This is a genomic window from Pedobacter sp. AC379 (assembly GCF_979258145.1).
In genome coordinates, this window is sequence record NZ_OZ409839.1 from 4,340,019 (window position 1) to 4,357,720 (window position 17,702).

Annotated in this window: 18 protein-coding genes; 2 read left to right on the forward strand and 16 right to left on the reverse strand. The window is 39.6% G+C overall.

All coding sequences use genetic code 11. The annotated features are described in order from the left end of the window. Window positions 1–56 precede the first annotated feature (56 nt). Window positions 57–716: a class I SAM-dependent methyltransferase gene (locus tag ACZZZW_RS19005; RefSeq protein WP_463495798.1), complete on the forward strand. Its 660-nt coding sequence runs from the start codon at window positions 57–59 to the stop codon at window positions 714–716. 31 nt (window positions 717–747) lie between these two features. Here ACZZZW_RS19005 and ACZZZW_RS19010 read toward each other — a convergent pair whose 3' ends face one another. From ACZZZW_RS19010 to ACZZZW_RS19020, 3 genes are read right to left on the reverse strand one after another with little or no spacing between them, the layout of a single operon-like run. Further along, window positions 748–1,020, reverse strand: a complete 273-nt coding sequence (locus ACZZZW_RS19010) for a UBP-type zinc finger domain-containing protein (RefSeq protein ID WP_463495800.1) — start codon at window positions 1,018–1,020, stop codon at window positions 748–750. A gap of 2 nt (window positions 1,021–1,022) precedes the next feature. After that, the gene (locus tag ACZZZW_RS19015) at window positions 1,023–2,267 is read right to left on the reverse strand and encodes an NAD(P)/FAD-dependent oxidoreductase (RefSeq protein ID WP_463495801.1); all 1,245 of its coding nucleotides are present in this window, start codon (window positions 2,265–2,267) and stop codon (window positions 1,023–1,025) included. Window positions 2,268–2,277: 10 nt separating this feature from the next. Further along, complete coding sequence (locus ACZZZW_RS19020; RefSeq protein WP_463495804.1) at window positions 2,278–2,610, reverse strand: phosphoribosylpyrophosphate synthetase; 333 nt, start codon at window positions 2,608–2,610, stop codon at window positions 2,278–2,280. Window positions 2,611–2,851: 241 nt separating this feature from the next. Here ACZZZW_RS19020 and ACZZZW_RS19025 point away from each other — a divergent pair, with 241 nt between their 5' ends. Further along, window positions 2,852–3,031 (forward strand): hypothetical protein, encoded by a 180-nt coding sequence (locus ACZZZW_RS19025; protein ID WP_055907223.1) that lies wholly within the window; start codon window positions 2,852–2,854, stop codon window positions 3,029–3,031. A 108-nt stretch (window positions 3,032–3,139) separates the two neighbouring features. Here the strand turns inward: ACZZZW_RS19025 and ACZZZW_RS19030 are convergent, their stop codons facing one another. From ACZZZW_RS19030 to ACZZZW_RS19090, 13 genes are all read right to left on the reverse strand, one after another. After that, window positions 3,140–4,825, reverse strand: a complete 1,686-nt coding sequence (locus ACZZZW_RS19030) for a sigma 54-interacting transcriptional regulator (protein WP_463495808.1) — start codon at window positions 4,823–4,825, stop codon at window positions 3,140–3,142. A gap of 1,371 nt (window positions 4,826–6,196) precedes the next feature. Then, window positions 6,197–7,144: a D-2-hydroxyacid dehydrogenase family protein gene (locus ACZZZW_RS19035; protein WP_463495810.1), complete on the reverse strand. Its 948-nt coding sequence runs from the start codon at window positions 7,142–7,144 to the stop codon at window positions 6,197–6,199. 24 nt (window positions 7,145–7,168) lie between these two features. After that, the gene (locus tag ACZZZW_RS19040; RefSeq protein ID WP_463495813.1) at window positions 7,169–7,795 is read right to left on the reverse strand and encodes a TMEM175 family protein; all 627 of its coding nucleotides are present in this window, start codon (window positions 7,793–7,795) and stop codon (window positions 7,169–7,171) included. Between the two features lie 8 nt (window positions 7,796–7,803). Beyond that, complete coding sequence (locus tag ACZZZW_RS19045; RefSeq protein ID WP_463495816.1) at window positions 7,804–8,418, reverse strand: alpha/beta hydrolase; 615 nt, start codon at window positions 8,416–8,418, stop codon at window positions 7,804–7,806. A gap of 2 nt (window positions 8,419–8,420) precedes the next feature. Continuing rightward, complete coding sequence (locus tag ACZZZW_RS19050) at window positions 8,421–8,726, reverse strand: GNAT family N-acetyltransferase (RefSeq protein ID WP_463495819.1); 306 nt, start codon at window positions 8,724–8,726, stop codon at window positions 8,421–8,423. 6 nt (window positions 8,727–8,732) lie between these two features. Then, on the reverse strand, window positions 8,733–9,668 hold the full coding sequence (locus ACZZZW_RS19055; RefSeq protein ID WP_463495822.1) for a ring-cleaving dioxygenase: 936 nt from the start codon (window positions 9,666–9,668) through the stop codon (window positions 8,733–8,735). A 43-nt stretch (window positions 9,669–9,711) separates the two neighbouring features. Continuing rightward, window positions 9,712–11,931 (reverse strand): tetratricopeptide repeat-containing sensor histidine kinase, encoded by a 2,220-nt coding sequence (locus tag ACZZZW_RS19060; RefSeq protein ID WP_463495825.1) that lies wholly within the window; start codon window positions 11,929–11,931, stop codon window positions 9,712–9,714. Window positions 11,932–11,999: 68 nt separating this feature from the next. After that, window positions 12,000–12,689: a YoaK family protein gene (locus ACZZZW_RS19065; protein ID WP_463495827.1), complete on the reverse strand. Its 690-nt coding sequence runs from the start codon at window positions 12,687–12,689 to the stop codon at window positions 12,000–12,002. A gap of 12 nt (window positions 12,690–12,701) precedes the next feature. Beyond that, window positions 12,702–13,175, reverse strand: a complete 474-nt coding sequence (locus ACZZZW_RS19070; RefSeq protein WP_055907198.1) for a Dps family protein — start codon at window positions 13,173–13,175, stop codon at window positions 12,702–12,704. Between the two features lie 23 nt (window positions 13,176–13,198). Continuing rightward, entirely contained in the window at window positions 13,199–13,636 is a 438-nt protein-coding gene (locus tag ACZZZW_RS19075) for a DoxX family protein (protein ID WP_463495831.1), read from the reverse strand. A 2-nt stretch (window positions 13,637–13,638) separates the two neighbouring features. Further along, entirely contained in the window at window positions 13,639–15,531 is a 1,893-nt protein-coding gene (locus ACZZZW_RS19080; protein ID WP_463495834.1) for an amidohydrolase, read from the reverse strand. 23 nt (window positions 15,532–15,554) lie between these two features. Then, window positions 15,555–16,298 (reverse strand): M17 family peptidase N-terminal domain-containing protein, encoded by a 744-nt coding sequence (locus ACZZZW_RS19085; protein ID WP_463495836.1) that lies wholly within the window; start codon window positions 16,296–16,298, stop codon window positions 15,555–15,557. 10 nt (window positions 16,299–16,308) lie between these two features. Then, window positions 16,309–17,688 carry an alginate export family protein gene (locus tag ACZZZW_RS19090; RefSeq protein ID WP_463495839.1) on the reverse strand — a complete coding sequence of 460 codons (1,380 nt, stop codon included), beginning with the start codon at window positions 17,686–17,688 and terminating at the stop codon, window positions 16,309–16,311. Between the last annotated feature and the right edge of the window lie 14 nt (window positions 17,689–17,702).

Below are 17,702 nucleotides of genomic sequence, written 5' to 3' on the forward strand. Positions count from 1 at the left end.
ACTTGTTAAACCGCTGAACGGAAAAAAAATATTCCGGGAGGAGAAAAAATGTGATTATGGACGAGCAGACAGATATTACAGCAAAAGGCAAACAAATGGCTATTGTTAGCAAAACGGGTGTTAAAGATGTTGAAATTGATACACCGTTGCCTAAAAATAAAATTGTTTTTAAACTTATACATGAACTGGAATTGGAGGCCGACACCAAAGTATTGGAAATTGGTGCTGGTGATGGGGAGCATCTTCCTTTTTTATTTCAAAAAATAACCGAAAGTCAATATTACAGTGCTAGCATTTCCGAAATTCAGCTGCAACAGGCATTATCGAGCAATGTATTAACGAATAAAGAAAAATGGAGACAATTCATCAGAATTGAAGAAAGTGGCAAACTGGGCTTTGAGGATCATTTTTTCAGTTACTGTTTCTCGGTAAACAGCCTTTATTTTTGGAAAAATCCGATAGAATATTTCAAAGAAATTTACCGGGTTTTAACTCCTGGTGGAAAATTTGACCTGGCTTTTATTGAAAAAAAATTCGGGGGAGATTTGCCATGGACGCAAATGGATTTCACATTTTATGAAACCGACCAGGTACAGGATTTCTTTTATAAAGCAGGCTTCACAACTTTCGGATTAAAGGAAATTACTGAGGAAATAGCCGATAAACATGGAAAAATTGTAAAGAGACCTGTTTTAATCTTGTCTGGATGCAAATAACAAAAAGCTAAAAATTGATGAATGGCAAAACCTAATATTCTGCCATTTCATCATCTACGAAACAATATAACCATCTTTCTCCAGGTTCTGATGAAATAACAACCGGATGTTTTTCTGCACGGCAATGGTGCGACATGTGCTGCATTGGAGATGAATCGCAGCATAAAGTAACTCCACAGGTTTGGCAGGTGCGAAGGTGTACCCAATCGGTACCCTGTTTTATACATTCTTCACAAACGCGCTCTTTTGCTGTTTTTAAAGTTTTTACGGCCATTATATGGCTGCATATATTTTTGCTTTCCATAATTATAGTTTTGATAAGTATTGATGAACCTGTGTAACGGCCATGGCCCCTTCTCCAACAGCTGATGCTACTCTTTTAACTGAATTAAACCTTACATCGCCAGCGGCAAATGATCCGGGAACACTGGTTTCTAAATGATAAGGTGGTCTGTCTAACGTCCAACAACCCTGATATTGATCGAGATTGATTAAATCATTTCCGGTATACAGGTATCCGTTCCGATCTCTGCAGATTGCTGTTTCGGCGGCCCATTCGGTATTCGGTTTCCCTCCTATACAAATAAACAATTTTGAGGTATCGTGCCAAGTTTCAGTTCCATCCTGGCTGTTAACAATTTTAATACGTTGCAAATAATCATCTCCTTCGAGTGCTGTTACCTGCGAATAATACAATACATGAATATTTTTGATAGAGGCTATGCGCTTAATTAAGTATTCAGAGAGGGTTTCTGCAAGATTTCCTTTTCTGATCACCATAAAAACCCGTTTGGCAAAGCCCGAGAAATAAGTGGCTGCCTGCCCTGCCGAATTACCGCCACCAATTATGTACAGGTCTTTATCCTGACAGAAAAACGCCTCGCTTGCACCGGCCCCGTAATAAACACCTTTATGAAAAAAGCGGTTTTCATCAGGAAGGTTCAACCTAGCATATTCTACACCTGTGGCACAAATATTCGTTTTAGCAACCAGTTTTTCACCGGAAGCAAAATCAACATGTATTCTGTTGTTATAAAATGTGCCTTTAATCCCCTCTTTTAAAAGCAGTATTTCTACACCAAATTTCAGGGCTTGCTGCCTGGCTCTTTCAGCAAGGTTTGCTCCGGAAATACCTTCGGGGAAGCCTAAATAATTTTCGATCAGTGAACTTGTTCCTGCTTGCCCGCCAATAGCTTCGCGTTCGATCAGGATGGTTTTTAAACCTTCTGATGCTGCATAAACCGCAGCACTTAAACCTGCGGGACCTGCTCCATAAATGGAAAGGTCGTATTCTGTATATTTTGGTTGCGTAATCCAGCCGAGGTTGCAGGCAATTTGTGATAAACTGGGGTTGATGATAACTTTGCCATCAGGAAATTCTATAACAGGAAGTTTATCGGGATTATTAAAGGAGGTTATTCCCTGCCCCCAGCCCAAATCGTCATGGGTAATATCAAACCATTCGAAATCGACAACACTGCGTTTTAAAAAATCCCTTATTGGATAAATTTCTGGAGAATCTGGTTTACCGTAGAGCTTCAGTTTATTCATGGATAAAATATTATTCGGTTCTTGTTTTTAATTTGCTGATTACTTCTTCACCACAATTTTCGGATGAAGTTCCGTAACCGTTTACCAGTATTCCTTTGGTTTTGCCATCCACAGAAGATATGGCATAAACAATGGCCTCATCCTCCGGGTCTGATTCGCCTTCGAAGCGGTAATGTTTATCAATCAAAAATTGCTCAGGAAATTCTTGCAGTTGATTTTCTCCACCATCGATCTGGCTACTTCTCAGGTTAAAATCCAAAGTATAACCTTGTGCTGCAAGTGCATTAATTACTTCAGAAAGTGAAGTCATTTCTCCAATGTGTTTCAAATTATAGTTGGCCATAATCGTATACTGTTTTAGGATGACGTGTTTAATTTACCAAAAAACAAACCAACACACAACATATTGCTAAACAAACACTTAAATACATACAGCAATTGTAAAACTGACGATATAAAGTGAATTTATGATCAGTTTCAGGGAAATGTGTTTTACAGTAATTAAGACAATTAAAAATTGAGTTTTTTGATGCAAAAAATTAGCTTTAAACTATTTTAAATGGCTATCTTTAAATAAAAAAGCCATGATTATAGACCCAAATAAAGAAGAACTTTCTGACGATAAGGAAGATGCATTAACAAGTGAAGAAGATGCCTTAAATCAAAGCACGGTTATAAGTGATGAGATGGCTGGCGAACACGATGCTGATTTACTCGATCAGGCCGATAAAGCTTCAAGATCATCTTACGAATTGGATATTTAAGCCAATTGTAACTTAAAAAATTAATGGCGATATCTTTAATTACAAGGTATCGCCATTTTTTCTCAAGACTTTATAATTAGTCGGCACAATGCTTTTGCGTTACGGTGATTAATAAATGTGTTTTTTAGCCAACCCAAGTCTTTTAATTTTCGAATTAAGAGTTGTAGCAGGAACACCCAAAAGTTTTGCTGCGCCATTTTTACCAGAGATTTTTCCGTTGCACAATTCTAAAACAGCAAAAATATGATCGCGTTCATTTTCAAAAATGGTTTTAACTCCGGCAACAACAAATTTGGATTTTTCTGTGGCGGCAGGAATTTCGACATCTTTAATTAAAGCTCCTTGCGCCATTACTACCTGCCTTTCTATCAGGTGCTCCAACTCTCTAACATTACCAGGCCAGCTGTAGGCCATCATTGCTGAAATTGCTTTCTTTGATAATCCGTCGAGCTTTTTATTTGATTTAATTGCAAATTTATCCAGGAAATAAGACGCGAGTACCGGAATATCAGATTTTCTATCTCTAAGCGGAGGCAGCGAAACAGGAAAAACATTTAATCTGTAAAATAAATCACGTCTAAACCTTCCTGCTTCTACTTCTGCCAAAAGATTTCTGTTGGTTGCTGATATAATCCGTACATCAGTCGGAATGGTTGTTTTGCCACCTACACGTTCTATTTCTTTTTCCTGTAAAACCCGAAGGAGCTTTACTTGTAAATCGAGCGGTAATTCTCCAACTTCATCCAAAAATATGGTGCCTTTGTGGGCCTGTTCAAATTTACCTATTCTTTTTTCCGTGGCACCGGTAAAACTTCCTTTCTCGTGGCCAAAAAGTTCTGATTCAATTAAATTTGGCGGAATGGCGGCACAGTTCACTTTAACCATTTCTTTTTCTCTCCGTTGTGACCCATTGTGAATAGCCTTTGCAATCAGTTCTTTTCCGGTTCCTGTTTCACCTAAAATTAATACGGTTGTTTCTGAGGAAGAGATCCTGTTGAGTAATTTGTAAACTTCTTGCATTTCTGCACTGGTGCCTACAATTTCGGTGCTTGTAAAGGTTTCCACATCGTTTTCGGGTGTAAAAACTAAAAATTGGCCCAATTGTGTATTTAATCTTTCAATTTCGTGTTCTAAATTTTTAATTTTTGCTTCGGCAAGCAATATTCCTGAAACATCTGTAACCTGAGTTTTGTGAACTGTTTCAAGGTTCAAATCCAAAGTATTCCGTTTTTCCATTACGGCCAATAAGCCTGCAATAAAATCGGCTATGTTACAACAAAAAGTTAAGCCTTCTGCACTTAATTCTCGATTATTGTTGTGAAGCTCGAAAGTGCCCCATATGCGTCCGTTATTTTCTAATGGAATATAGCAATGAAAATGGTACTCTGTAGCATGATTGATTAAGCAATGGTTTTCGCCAAAATCGGCAATCCAGTCTAGCCGCGATTTAAGCACAGGAAAATCAAAATCCGAAATTTCTTTTGTAATGAGCGAAAGACTGATGGGATCGGATATGATTTCGGTACAGGATACCTGGCCGGAAATAGCCTCGGTGAGGTAAGCACGCGTAATGTGATCCATGTTTTCATTATACAATACCAATGCAGCACAATCAATCGAAAACAAGGGGTTCAACTTAGAAAACACGCCTTGAAACAGTTCACTTAAACTAAAATTCTTTTCAAGTTCAGCAATCGTTTCTGACCTTTGTTTAAAATAAGTGTTTGCAATATGCTGAGCATCGTTTTCATCAACATTTGTAGTAGAGCGATAATCTGATTCTTGCTTTCTCATTCTTTTTCAAAATTGATTTTCCCAAATACCTAAAGGAATTGGGTTGACTAAATATTACATCAATCACCATCTTGAACCAAATGCTGCATTTTTAGACATTACAGCATATTGAATATAGATTCAATAGGGATTTTTTGCTGTGATTATTTATTCCGCGAATTCAAAGAACATGCCAAAGGAAGAAATGTGCCTTGTATGGCTTAAGGATGCTCTATTTAACGTAAATGGCTCACGATATTTCGCTAAAAAGCGACTTTGGAGACGAAATAAAGTAAGGAGGTTTCTAGTATTAAATGATTTAGAGTATGATTGAATTGTTAACCTGAAGTTTCTTTATCATTTCCCATTAAAACGGCTGTTTAAGTAAGTAAAGTAGGTTTCTAAATGGGGAATTAACTGCAATGACGATTACTCTACATTTTAAACAGCAACAGCATGACGAAGTGGTATTAAAATTAGCATCTGCATTAAGATTCCCGCATGCGCGAGAATGACGACCGTGCGTTAAAAAACTTTAAAATTTGCTTCGGCTCACGCTTCCCCAGCCTAGCAATGACAGATTTAACACATTCCCTACATTATGCTATTTGAACCTTGCTATCTGAACCTCGCTATTTCCACCACGCTATCCGGCATAGGAAATGATGGAAGGAGAAAACGTTAAAGCTTTATCATTACCTTTCCTTCCATCGTTGCATTGAGGCAGCACACACTTTCCGCCCCCTTCGGCGGAACTTGTGCTGACGACCAAAAAGCTTTAACGAATTTATCCGACATCAGTTCCAAGCCTTGGGTTTTTGTTACTTTTGGGCCAAGCCAAAAGTAAGAGCCCTTCGGTGGCGGCGAACCGAGGCAAGCCCGAGCGGAGCGAAAACATTAGGATTCATCCATGAATGACGGATTTAAGTTGCCCCTCAACGTTTTAAACACGGCAAGAAAGGTGCTGAAATAAATCCGATAGCAATCGGATCAGTATGACGATCTCCTTAGACATAGAGGTCAACATGTCTGTAAAACATAGCGATCGCATTACGATTCCCTCATGCGCGAGAATGACGAACGCGAGTTAAAACTAAAAAGATTGCTTCAGCTCGCTCTCCCCCAGCTTCGCAATGACGAATTTAACGCATTCCCTCAACGTTTTAAACACAGCAAGAAAGGTGCTGAAATAAATCCGATAGCTATCGGATCAGTATGACGATCTCCTTAGACATAGTGGCAAACATATCAGTAAAACATAGCGACCCCATTACGATTCCCGCATGCGCGGGAATGAAGACCTTATAACATATAAAGCAAAGGCTAGAATAAAAGAACACCCCGTCCTGCGGACACCCCTCTGAAAGAGGGGAATTAATTCAAATACCAAATTTAATTTTTTGAATGTTGCGGCAACCATTCCTCCAGAACTTTAACAATATCGTTAAAGAAAAGCTGATAGGTATCTTGCGTAACAAAGCCAATATGCGGTGTTGCCAGCACATTTTTTAATGTTCTAAAAGGATGATCGGCATCTAGTGGTTCTTTATCAAAAACATCTAAAGCTGCTCCGGCAATCTTATTTTCCTGCAAACATTTAATTAATGCATTTTCATCAACCAAAGGTCCTCTTGAAGTATTAATCAGGTAGGCCGTTGTTTTCATTAAAGCCAAATCATCAGCACCAACAATTCCTTTGCTCCTATCGCTTAATACCATATGCACGGTTAAATAATCCGATTCCTCAAATAGCGTTTTCTTATCAACATACCTTGCCCCACCTGCTTCTGCCTTTTCGGTGGTTAGGTTTTCGCTCCAGGCAATTACATCCATCTCAAAAACTTTGGCTACTGCTGCAACCTGTGCACCAAGATTACCAAGGCCCAAAATACCCAGGGTTTTACCTTTTAAATCGTTCCCTACCATATGCTGCCATCCGCCGGCACGGAGATTGGCATTTTCTTGCGGAATATGTTTGGCAATAGCCATCAACAAAGCCCAGGTGAGCTCTAGTGCGCCATGACCTAAATAACCTGTATTTCGCACTTCAATTTGCAGATTTTCTGCTGCCACAAGGTCGATAGAACGATTTCTGGCACCTGTAGATACTATCAATTTCAGGTTGGGCAATTGCATCAACAGGCTTGCGGTTAAAGGAGTACGCTCACGCATTACGCAAATGATATCAAAAGGCATTAAACGATTTACAATTTCATTTTCCTGGTGCAAATGGTCGGTAAATATTTTAATATCGGCATATTCGCTAAGTACGGTCCAATCGGCATATGATTTCGCCACATCCTGATAATCATCAAGTACGGCAATTTTATATTTTTGCATATTTATTAATTTAAAGCTCTTTAACTACAGGGGTTGTGTTTCGGTAAAGTTAATTTTCTTTGATGATGCTGCCCAGAATATCCAAAGCAGAATACAGATGAGCAGCGCAAAATTAGGATAAAAGAACGAGAGCAAAAATGCGAGTAAATATGTGGGGAAGCCATAGCGATAGTTATTTCTGAGTTGCCTGATGGCAGCGTTGCTTATCCCTGGTCGCAATAATTTTTTATCAGCAGTGGCCTTTTGCCATAGCAGGTTAAAAGCAAGGTTAATTAAAACAAACAAGCCGGTATAGATGGTTACTGAGAGCTGTTTGGAATCTGTTAAAAAAAACCTGGCCAATAAGGCGCTGGGAAAAGAAACAAGCGAAACCAGGAACAAAATGAGCCCGTTAGCAAACATCAGCCCTGTGTTTCGTTTGTATATCTGTTTAAAAACCTTGTGGTGATTAACCCAAATAATAAAAATGCTAAAGAAAGAGATGATAAAAGCAATGTAACCGGGCCACTGGAGCCTTAGTTCTTCAAACAAATGAAGGGCAGTATTGCCTTCTTTTAGTGCTGGCACATGCAATTCGAGCACCAAAAGGGTTACTGAAATGGCAAAAACACCATCACTAAAGGCTTCTATTCTTTCTGTTTCCTTTTCCATTCGCTTTACTAATCTTTAAAAATCAGCTTATTTACCTGTTCAATTTCCGAATGGCTGATGGTATGTCCCATTTTTTCGTAAATAATTTCGGTTACCTGTGCCCCCATACTTTCGAGTAAAGTTGTTGATTCTTTTACCCTTGATACAGGCACATGCATATCAGGATCACTGCTGCCAATAAAAATGGGTGTGCCATCGAAATTACCATGATAATTGCGGTGATCTACCTGCTCGCCGATAAGTCCACCTGTAAAAGCCACCACACCACCAAAGCGGGCAGCATTGGCTGCAACAAAATCAAGCGTTAAACAGGCACCCTGTGAAAAACCTAAAAAGTAAATCTGTTCTTTTGAAAAACCTTCATCTTCGAGATAAAGGACGGTATCTTTTAAGGTTTGTAGTGCCTTGCCTAGCGATGGCTCATTGGCAGTTCGTGGTGCAAGGAACGACTGTGGGTACCAGGTATTATTTTCTGCCTGGGGGGCTACGAGTGCAAATTTAGACACATTAAGGTATTCGGACATTGATAATATATCCTGCGCAGTACCGCCGCGACCATGAATCATGATCAGCACTTTTTCTGCATGATTAAAGTTTTTACCGGCTTTTATAAGTTCTTTCATTTTTATTCTTCTTCTTTTGTTTTATTCCAGATATCTGCATACAACGCTTCATGCCTTTTGAACTGAACATGCACGTATGGACACATTGGAATTACCATTAAGTTATTTTCGCGTACATAAGCTACCATTGCATCGAGCAACATTTTGGCATAACCTTTTCCTTCTTTTGCAGGTTCTACTTCGGTGTGGTAAACGGTTAGGTCTGCATCTTTGATATCAAAAATCATTTCGCCAACTTTTCCGTCTTCATCGTAGATATCGAATGAACTTGGTTCGCCTTCCTGGATATTTAATTTTACTTGTGCCATAACTTTCTAAATTAATTTTGGAAGTAATTTATCTAAATCTTCGCGTAAATGCTCATGCTGATGTGGTAATTTTAAATGTGTTCCCAATTCATTAAGCGGTTCATCAACAGTAAAGCCGGGATTTTCGGTCGCAATTTCGAAAAGCACGCCTCCCGGCTCACGGAAATACAGTGAATAGAAATAATCGCGGTCGATTTTAGGGGTAATCTGCAGGTTTTTACTTAGTATCTGCTCTCTTAATTCCATTTGAATATCTTCGTTTTTAACGCGGAATGCAACATGGTGATTTGTACCTGCTGCATTTCTGCCTCTATGGCCTGCCGGCACTTCTAAAAGGTCTACAATTGCTGCATTTTCTACTGTATCGGTAATAAAACGATAGCGGTTTTCTTCCTGCCCCAGTAATCGGTAACCAAATAAATCGGTTAAAATTTTTGCCGTTTGATCGATACTTTGCAAAGTTAGCGTGGTACTGTGAAAGCCTTTGGTAGCAGTATCTTTCTTTATTTCAGCAGTTTCCCATGGATTTCTAACATCTGCATTTTTGGGTACAATTAAACTTAATGATAAACCATCGGGATCTTTAAAAGCCAATACCTGTTCACCAAAACGCTCTATAATTTCTTTGGTTTTAACATTTGCCGCACCAAATCTTTCGAGCCAAAACTGGTGACTGCCTTCGGGTACTGAGTAACCAATTTCAGTAGCCATACCAACACCTTCGGTACCCGGGCCTATTCCATCCCATGGAAAAAAGGTAAGAATGGTACCTGCTGAGCCGGTTTCATCGCCATAATATAGATGGTAAGTACCAGGATCATCAAAATTCACGGTTTTTTTAACCAACCTTAAACCCATTGTTTTGGTATAAAAATCGAAGTTTTGTTGCGCATTGCCCGCTATCGCTGTGATGTGGTGCAAGCCTAAAATATTGTTGTTCATATTGTTAAATTTATTTTATTAATTGACTATTTATTTATGGTTATCATGTGTTTTCTACTAACAATTCATTGTGGCGCAAAAAAGAAACCTTTAAGGTTAAACCGTTATCATTCCACATTTCTATTTTACCGTTTAGCTGATCGGTAAGCCCCGTCATTAAACTCATGCCCAACGATTCGCTATCATCGGCATCAAAATTCAGTGGCAAACCTACTCCATCATCAGTAATACTGAGTGTGCAGGTTCCATCGTGTTTTGCTTTAAAGGTTATTTTTACATTTCCCTTTCTTCCGGCAGGAAAAGCATATTTAATTGCGTTACTAATCGCCTCATTTAAAATCAGCCCTAGCGGAACTGCCTGTGCCACATCTAACTTAATGGCTTCTGTATCTAAAACAAACTGAATTCTTTTTTCGGTTCCGAAGCATTCGATCATATATTCTACCAGTTCTTTAATGTACCATTTCATGTCTATTTCTGCCAGATTATCAGACTGATACAGTTTTTGATGAATGAGCGACATGGCGTGCATCCGGTTTTGGCTATTCCTTATGGCAACCAGTGCATCTTCATTATCGAGATAAGCGGATTGAGTATTGAGCAGACTGATTACTATTTGAAGGTTGTTTTTTACCCGATGGTGAATTTCGCGCAGCAGCCATTCTTTTTCGCCGAGTATTTTTCGCAGCAGTTCGTTTTGTGTGTTAATTTCTTCCTGCTTTTGCTCTAAAATAAGATTACTCCGTTTTTTTAATCGGTAACGGTTATAAATGAGGCCAACAAACAGTGCGGCTATAATTAAGCCACCAATAAAAAAATACCTTGCCCGTTCCTCATTACCGATACGTGCCTGTTGCAACTGATTTTTTTGATGAAGCAGCGCAATATCCTTGTCTTTTTTCTCTGTTTGATATTCGATTTCCAATCCTGAAATCTGTTTGTTTTTATCATTGTTCCAGATGGAATCTGTTAACCTTTTATAGGTTTTATAATGCGCCACAGCAGACCATGGTTTATTTAAAGCAGAATCTACATCATACCAAAGCCTGTGCAGCTGCGAAAGCGCGAGTAAGTTTTTTTGCTGTATACTTTGTTTTTCGTGTTCTTTTAAATAGCCGTCGGCAGCTATAAATTGCTTATCATGGATCAGTTTCCTGATAATACTGCGGTATAAATAAATCTGGTTCGGATCATCTTTCGGTAGTTCATGGTGAAATTTAATTAGGGTTTTAAAATAAGGTTCTGCCTTCGCATACTGTGCTATATCATAATAGGTATTGAATAAAATGTAGGGAATGCGCAGCTTCATCTGTGTATCTGTTGGCGGATATTTTTTTATCAGTTCTTTCAGTGCTGCAATTCCTTCTTCAAACCTTTTCATCCTGACATAAATTGTGGCCACATTGGCAATGATTGTTTGCATATAACCGGGATCTTTGTATCGCTCAGCTATATTTTTTGCTTTTAACCAATAATCAAGCGCTTTTTGATCGTTCCTGAGGTAATAATAAGTTAAACCTAAATGGTTGTTTATTGAACTCCTTTGCAAACTTGTATCGGCCAGTTGATCGGCAGTTTTTTCGGCCAGTAAACCATACTTTAGGGCTTCTGAAAAATTACCCAGACTGATATTGGTAATACACATGTTATTGTAAACCCCTTGCAGTTCTTTAAAACCAACAGTTTTATAAACGGCAAGCGAAGTATCCATCAGCTTTATGGCATAGGCTGGCTGACCTTTTATATTGTAATAATCGCCCAGGTTTTTAAGCGAATTACCTTCTTCTAACTTATTTTCTGCAAGGCGGTATAACTTCAGCGATTTCTCATTATAAGCGATTTTTTTGTCCAGATCTGCCCCTTCATTACCATACAGATTACCCATGGCAGAATATGCCTCTGCCAATTGATCTTTCAGGTTTAACTTTGAGGTGTAAGCAATTGCCTGTTCATATATTTTTGTTGCCAAAATTTTATTACCCGATTCACGTAAAATATTGCCTTTAAGCACCATGCTTTTGGCAATGCCTTTAGGATATTCGATTTTGCCTGCAAGCGCAAAAGCCTGTTCACGGAGTTGCATCGCCTTAGCGAGGTCGGTTTTCAATTCGCCGGGTAAATTGAGGTAATAAGTACCCAAATCGATCCATAAATCTACTTTACTTTCTGTTTGGCCAAGCCTGCGGAGTTTAATTTCTGCAGTTTCTACTTCTTTTGCGGTTCTAATGCCCTGCCCTTTTGCAAGGGCAGGGCTGATTAGCATTAAAGTAATTAACCAAAACCTAAAGCTATGGCTGCAAAAATGGTGTATTTTGTTATGGGTTGGCATCTTTAGCTTATAACATCGTTTTTAACCGGTTTTGTGCTGTAATAGCAAATTACCATGGCAATACCTGGCAGCACAATACCCACCAGGCCAAAAAGCTGCCCAATCCACGCGCCTAAAATACAGCCGGTTAAAAACCCTCCAAGCGTAATTAAACCTTTGTTTATACCCGAAAGGAAATCGGTATTTTTAAATCCTGAGTTGCAGAAAGACCTGATATCTAGCGCAAACTGCGTTACATTACCCGTCATCATGGTAGTTGGTCCGTAGGTTTCTTTGGCAAAAAGTTTTCCGAAAGCATTTTGAAGACCCATAGCAAAAACCACAATCATGGTAACCAGGTACATTGGCCAGGTAATTTCGGTATTACCGATATAGCCTAATGAGTAGGCCAATGCGCCACCGAGCAAAAGAATAATCCCTTCGCATAAAAGCAGAAAATGCCTGTTCGAAAATTTTGCCGATATCCAGCCACCAGCCATTACCGAGAGCATAAATATTGGAAAAGTTAGCAGTTTGATCCATGCATCACCATCAGAGCCCTTAATCATTTGATAGGCAAATACAATAAAGTTTCCGGTAACGTGCGCCGAAAAAATTTTATCAGCAGATACAAAAGTAATCGTATCACAATAACCCGCAATGATGGTTAATACAAGGGTTACAAACCAGATATTATTCTGTTTTTCTTCCATTCTATTTGTAATTTATGATAAGTGAGCCCTTAACATCCAGGCCATGGTTTCGTGCGTTTCCATTAAACCTGTAATGTAATCGCTGGTTCCGGCATCTTTAAGTGCGCCAGCATAGTTATCGATATTCTCTCTCAGGTGAATTAAAATACTTTCATGATCGGCCAATAACATTTTAATGTAAGTTGGGGCATCGTTTTTACCGCGGTCATCTTCTGTTAAGTGGGTTAATTCCAGAAACTGTTTAAGTGAGGCTGGGGCAAAGTGACCGAGTTTGCGGATCCGTTCTGCAACTTCATCTACAATATCTTCCAATTGCGTGTATTGTTCCTCAAAGAACTTGTGTTTGTTGTAAAAATCCGGCCCTTCTACATTCCAATGTGCCTTGCGGGTTTTGGTGTATAAAACGTACTCATCAGCAAGAATTTTGCTTAATGAATGTGCCACCTCTGCGAGGTTTTCTGCGCTGATTCCAATTTTAGCTTCCATGTTTTTGTGATTTTGATGTTTATTTAGTAGTTAAAAAAATTGTTCAATATGTAATGATCTATTGATAATGTTCCTGGTCCGATGAGCCATAAAAAAAGCATGGCGAGTGTGTACATATAGGGTACATCACGTACTTCTATCGAATCTTTACGGTGCACTACAAAATAGCCAATTGCCGTTACCCCTATTGAAGGCATGAGGAAAAGCCTGGTTCCGAACCCTATTGCAACCAGAAATGGCACAATCGTATCAGAAAAAGTAGCCACAAGCCCATTCAGTTTATCTGGTAAACCCAGGGGATTGGGAACATGCTCTTTTTCTCCGTTTTGTACACGGAATTTTTTCATTCCATGAACCCTGAAAAGTTCAAGCATGAGCAACACCCTGAAAATAAGTACGGCCCAATTGTTTATGTCTGTCCCTAAGTCAGAATAAAGCAGGTATTTGATGATATTTTCCATAATTAAAAAGCAAAACATGAGCAACCCAGTGCGCCCCAAAAAGCAGTATAGTTGTTTACAGGAAGGTTACTGGTTCTTACTGCATCGTGGTTGTGGTTATGCACGTTGCAACTGCCTACACACGAGTGCACCATGGCTAAAACAGCATCGGTTCCATTCGCTCCTTTTGTTTTACCCTGCTGATTTGTTTTGTGGGTAGCTGCTGAATAATAGCCGTTGTAACTGTTTGTTGGCGACCAATCGGGCAGAATTGGAACTTTTGGCGGCGAAAAAGGCGAAAAATCTCCTTTTGCATACACAATTTTACCATCAACAATGGTCAAATCAGATTCGATACTTTTGATCTGATCATCAGCCACTTCGAAATAATCGTGGTTAAGTACGGCTAAATCGGCCAGCATGCCCACTTCAATATCACCTTTCTTTTGCTGTTCGTTGGAAAACCATGCGCTGCCCCGGGTATAAAGTTCTAAAGCGGTTGCTCTCGAAAGAACAGTTTCTTCATTGTAGATTTTTAAGCCGCCAACTGTTTTACCAGCGGTTAGCCAAAACATCGAAACCCATGGATTGTAACTGCTTACCCGGGTAGCATCAGAACCACCACCTACAGGAACTTCCATTTCGAGCATCTTTTTAACCGGCGGTGTTTGCAATGCCGCTTTAGCACCGTAACGTTCGGTAAAATATTCGCCCTGATAAGCCATTCTACTTTGAATTGCGATACCTCCACCCAACGCCTTTACACGTTCGATATTGCGCTCATCAATGGTTTCGGCATGGTCGAATATCCACGGTAAGCCTGCAAAAGGGATATCCCGGTTTACTTTTTCAAAAACATTTAAAAAACGGCCAATGCTTTCGTTATAGGTAGCATGCAATCTGAACGGCCATCTTTTCTCCACCAGTAAACGCACTACACGCTCAAGTTCGGGTTCCATATTATCAGAAAGATCGGGCCTTGGCTGAAGAAAATCTTCAAAATCGGCTGCAGAAAAAACAAGCATTTCGCCTGCTCCGTTATGGCGGTACATGTCATCACCCTGGTAAAGTTTTACTGAGCTGGTCCAGTTGTCAAAATCTTCAAATTCTTGCTTTGGGCGTTGGGTAAATAAATTATAGGCAATTCGAACGGTGAGTTGCTTTTGTTCGTTGAGTTCGTTTACCACCTTATAATCATCAGGAAAATTTTGAAAACCACCCCCTGCATCAATTACACTGGTAATACCAAAGCGGTTTAGCTCCGTCATAAAATGACGCGTAGAATTTACCTGGTGTTCGTACGATAGTTTCGGTCCTTTGGCCAAAGTTGAGTATAAAATCATGGCATTGGGGCTGGCGATAATTAATCCTGTAGGTTCGCCATTTGCGTCTCTCTGGATTTCGCCACCCGGAGGCGCAGGCGTATCTTTTGTATAGCCAACTGCTTTAAGGGCAGCGCGGTTCATAAAAGCACGGTCGTATAAATGAAGGATAAAAACCGGGGTTTCGGGTGCTATGGCATTTATTTCTTCCAGCGTTGGCATTCTTCTTTCTGCGAACTGAAATTCAGACCAACCTCCTACCACGCGTACCCATTGGGGCGAAGGGGTAACATCTACCTGCTCTTTAAGCATCCTGAGTGCATCGGCAAGTGATGGCACGCCATCCCAACGCAATTCGAGGTTGAAGTTTAACCCACCACGGATTAAATGGATATGCGAATCGTTTATACCAGGTACCACACGTTTTTTTCCAAGATCGATCAGCCTGGTTTCTGAATCTGAAAAAGCCATTACATCTGCATCGGCACCCACGGCAACAAACTTTCCGTCTTTAATGGCAACCGCAGTTATTTCACTTTTATGTTTGGCAATGGTATGTATTTTACCATTGAATAAAATCATGTCTGCACTCATCGTGTTCATCAGTTTTATGGTGATTAATTTTTAATTGCTGCAATGGCTTGCTGAATTCCTTCTCCCGCTGTGGTAAAAAATGCCGGGCCTGCAAGTAGAATTACCTTTGTGATGGGTTTAATTGCAGTCATTTTCTTTTCTTTTAACCAAACCTGCGTACGGTACGCTTCGAAAATACCTTTTACCACATTGCCTGCAACCAAAGCTGTTGGCGAATCAATTCCGGCGTCTTTTAAATCGCTTGCGAAAGCAAAATTGCTAACACCAAGTTTTAATGCCTCTCTCATCGCCACGCTGCCTACGCCTGTCATAAGTTCTGGTGTAAATTTGCTGCGATCGCCCAAACCGATTAAAAGCAAATGTTTTCCACCGATTATGCCTTTTGGGGGTGTAATTAGTAATGTTTCGTTGGCGTGACCAAGAAATTTCCCGCTCTTGCGGATTTCAGTTAATAAACCTTTGGTATCCTGATCTAAATGCACCAAACCGTTTAAAGCTGGCGGCAGCGCTGGGGGCGAATTAAAAATATCACCCTCTGTGTATTCGAAAACACAAGCTACCTGTAATTCGCTAACCTGCGCTGAAGGACCTTGAACTACGCCTTCGATTGCAATTCCATCTACTGTCCCCCATACTTTTGAGGTTCCAATTGCGGTTGTTGTGCTCTGTGCAAAAGTTGTTCCTGCTACAAATACACAAAATATAGTTATAGCTACCCTTATGCTTTTAAAAGGAGATTTTGATTGTTTTGTGAAGTTATTTTTCATTTTCTTTTATTTAAAATTTGTATGATACTTGTGCATTAAAAAACTTTGAGTTATCGTTGAGTGGTACGAGATCTTTAATAAAGCCACCTACCTTAAAATATTGTCCTCCGCAGCTGAATGAAAGATTATTATTGAATTTATAATCTGCACTGAGCAAATAAGTCGTACCAATAAAGCGGTGGTTAGAAAGTGAGCATGCTGTGTTAAAATTTCCGCTTGGGCGATAAATCCCATCATTTAAGGAGTATCTCCAGTTGAAAACAACATCTGCCTGTGCACTTAATTTATCGGTTAAGTTGAGGGTTAGGTACGGGTGCAGATCGATTAAATTAGAAGGCCCGATGAGTGGGTTAAATCCAAAATAACCTCCCTTTGGATATAAAGGATTAAAAGTTTGAAGCTTTCCATCGCCAGCTTTTTTATCTCCGGAGATGTAATCATTACGCAGGTTTAAAGAAGGCTTAAATTTGGATTCTTCAAAAGTATAACCAATCTCAATGGCAATTGTCCAGGCATTGATATTTCCGTTTCCAAACTTTCCAAACTGGTAGGCCGCTTCCAGGTTATAAATAAAGCCACCTCCACCTTTCCAATAACGTGTAGCCAGGGTATGCCTAATTTCTTTTTCAATACCTTCTTCAAATTCGGCATTATCACGCCTGATGCCTAAATAATAAAAATCGAAGTTTCCACCTTGCTGGATATTTAAATTTGAATATGCTCCCCAAAGGTTGGCCTGGTGGTTTGTATGGTTGTCGAATACGCCGAAATTAACTTCATCAGCCGCCAGCACAAATGCATCCACAGTAAAACGGGGTGTTTTATACATCAGTTTGGCTCCTGTAAAATACTGGCGCACCGTTGTACCCTCGCGAACAGATATTAGCCTGCCCGAACCATAATTAATCTCCTGCCTGCCTACCCTAATGGCTAATTTTTGTGTAGAATCTTTAAGAATCCTGTATTCTGCAAATAAATTTTGTACCGCAAGCTGATCTTCATCAACCGGAGATGGTCCGTATTTACTCCCATTTTCGAGAGCACTGTTTACCTGGGCGAAAAAACGCAATCTTGTACCAATATTTAAATCGGTATAAAGCGAGTACCTTTGCAGAAATGACTGGTTATAACCCTGGCTTTTAATCCAGTCTTCATTTATTTTGCCCCCATATTCGGATCTTAATTCACCTCCAAAACTGAAGTAAACTTTTTTACTGGCAGAAAGCGGCAGGAATTTTAATGTATTGTAGAAATTCCTGTCCGAATCTTTCAGATTGCTATAATCCTCATCGTAGCGCATTAATTTAATGCCCTGGGCAAATGCAGTTGCTGTTGATAAGCAAAAACAAATAACCAAAATAAATGCCAAATGGGGATAATTGGTTCTCATTTTTATTGTAAATG

Bases quoted from the DNA above. Each gene is read 5' to 3' on its own strand.
- ACZZZW_RS19005 (WP_463495798.1), top strand. From the start codon at position 57: ATGGACGAGCAGACAGATATTACAGCAAAAGGCAAACAAATGGCTATT.
- ACZZZW_RS19010 (WP_463495800.1), bottom strand. From the start codon at position 1,020: ATGGAAAGCAAAAATATATGCAGCCATATAATGGCCGTAAAAACTTTA.
- ACZZZW_RS19015 (WP_463495801.1), bottom strand. From the start codon at position 2,267: ATGAATAAACTGAAGCTCTACGGTAAACCAGATTCTCCAGAAATTTAT.
- ACZZZW_RS19020 (WP_463495804.1), bottom strand. From the start codon at position 2,610: ATGGCCAACTATAATTTGAAACACATTGGAGAAATGACTTCACTTTCT.
- ACZZZW_RS19025 (WP_055907223.1), top strand. From the start codon at position 2,852: ATGATTATAGACCCAAATAAAGAAGAACTTTCTGACGATAAGGAAGAT.
- ACZZZW_RS19030 (WP_463495808.1), bottom strand. From the start codon at position 4,825: ATGAGAAAGCAAGAATCAGATTATCGCTCTACTACAAATGTTGATGAA.
- ACZZZW_RS19035 (WP_463495810.1), bottom strand. From the start codon at position 7,144: ATGCAAAAATATAAAATTGCCGTACTTGATGATTATCAGGATGTGGCG.
- ACZZZW_RS19040 (WP_463495813.1), bottom strand. From the start codon at position 7,795: ATGGAAAAGGAAACAGAAAGAATAGAAGCCTTTAGTGATGGTGTTTTT.
- ACZZZW_RS19045 (WP_463495816.1), bottom strand. From the start codon at position 8,418: ATGAAAGAACTTATAAAAGCCGGTAAAAACTTTAATCATGCAGAAAAA.
- ACZZZW_RS19050 (WP_463495819.1), bottom strand. From the start codon at position 8,726: ATGGCACAAGTAAAATTAAATATCCAGGAAGGCGAACCAAGTTCATTC.
- ACZZZW_RS19055 (WP_463495822.1), bottom strand. From the start codon at position 9,668: ATGAACAACAATATTTTAGGCTTGCACCACATCACAGCGATAGCGGGC.
- ACZZZW_RS19060 (WP_463495825.1), bottom strand. From the start codon at position 11,931: ATGCTAATCAGCCCTGCCCTTGCAAAAGGGCAGGGCATTAGAACCGCA.
- ACZZZW_RS19065 (WP_463495827.1), bottom strand. From the start codon at position 12,689: ATGGAAGAAAAACAGAATAATATCTGGTTTGTAACCCTTGTATTAACC.
- ACZZZW_RS19070 (WP_055907198.1), bottom strand. From the start codon at position 13,175: ATGGAAGCTAAAATTGGAATCAGCGCAGAAAACCTCGCAGAGGTGGCA.
- ACZZZW_RS19075 (WP_463495831.1), bottom strand. From the start codon at position 13,636: ATGGAAAATATCATCAAATACCTGCTTTATTCTGACTTAGGGACAGAC.
- ACZZZW_RS19080 (WP_463495834.1), bottom strand. From the start codon at position 15,531: ATGAGTGCAGACATGATTTTATTCAATGGTAAAATACATACCATTGCC.
- ACZZZW_RS19085 (WP_463495836.1), bottom strand. From the start codon at position 16,298: ATGAAAAATAACTTCACAAAACAATCAAAATCTCCTTTTAAAAGCATA.
- ACZZZW_RS19090 (WP_463495839.1), bottom strand. From the start codon at position 17,688: ATGAGAACCAATTATCCCCATTTGGCATTTATTTTGGTTATTTGTTTT.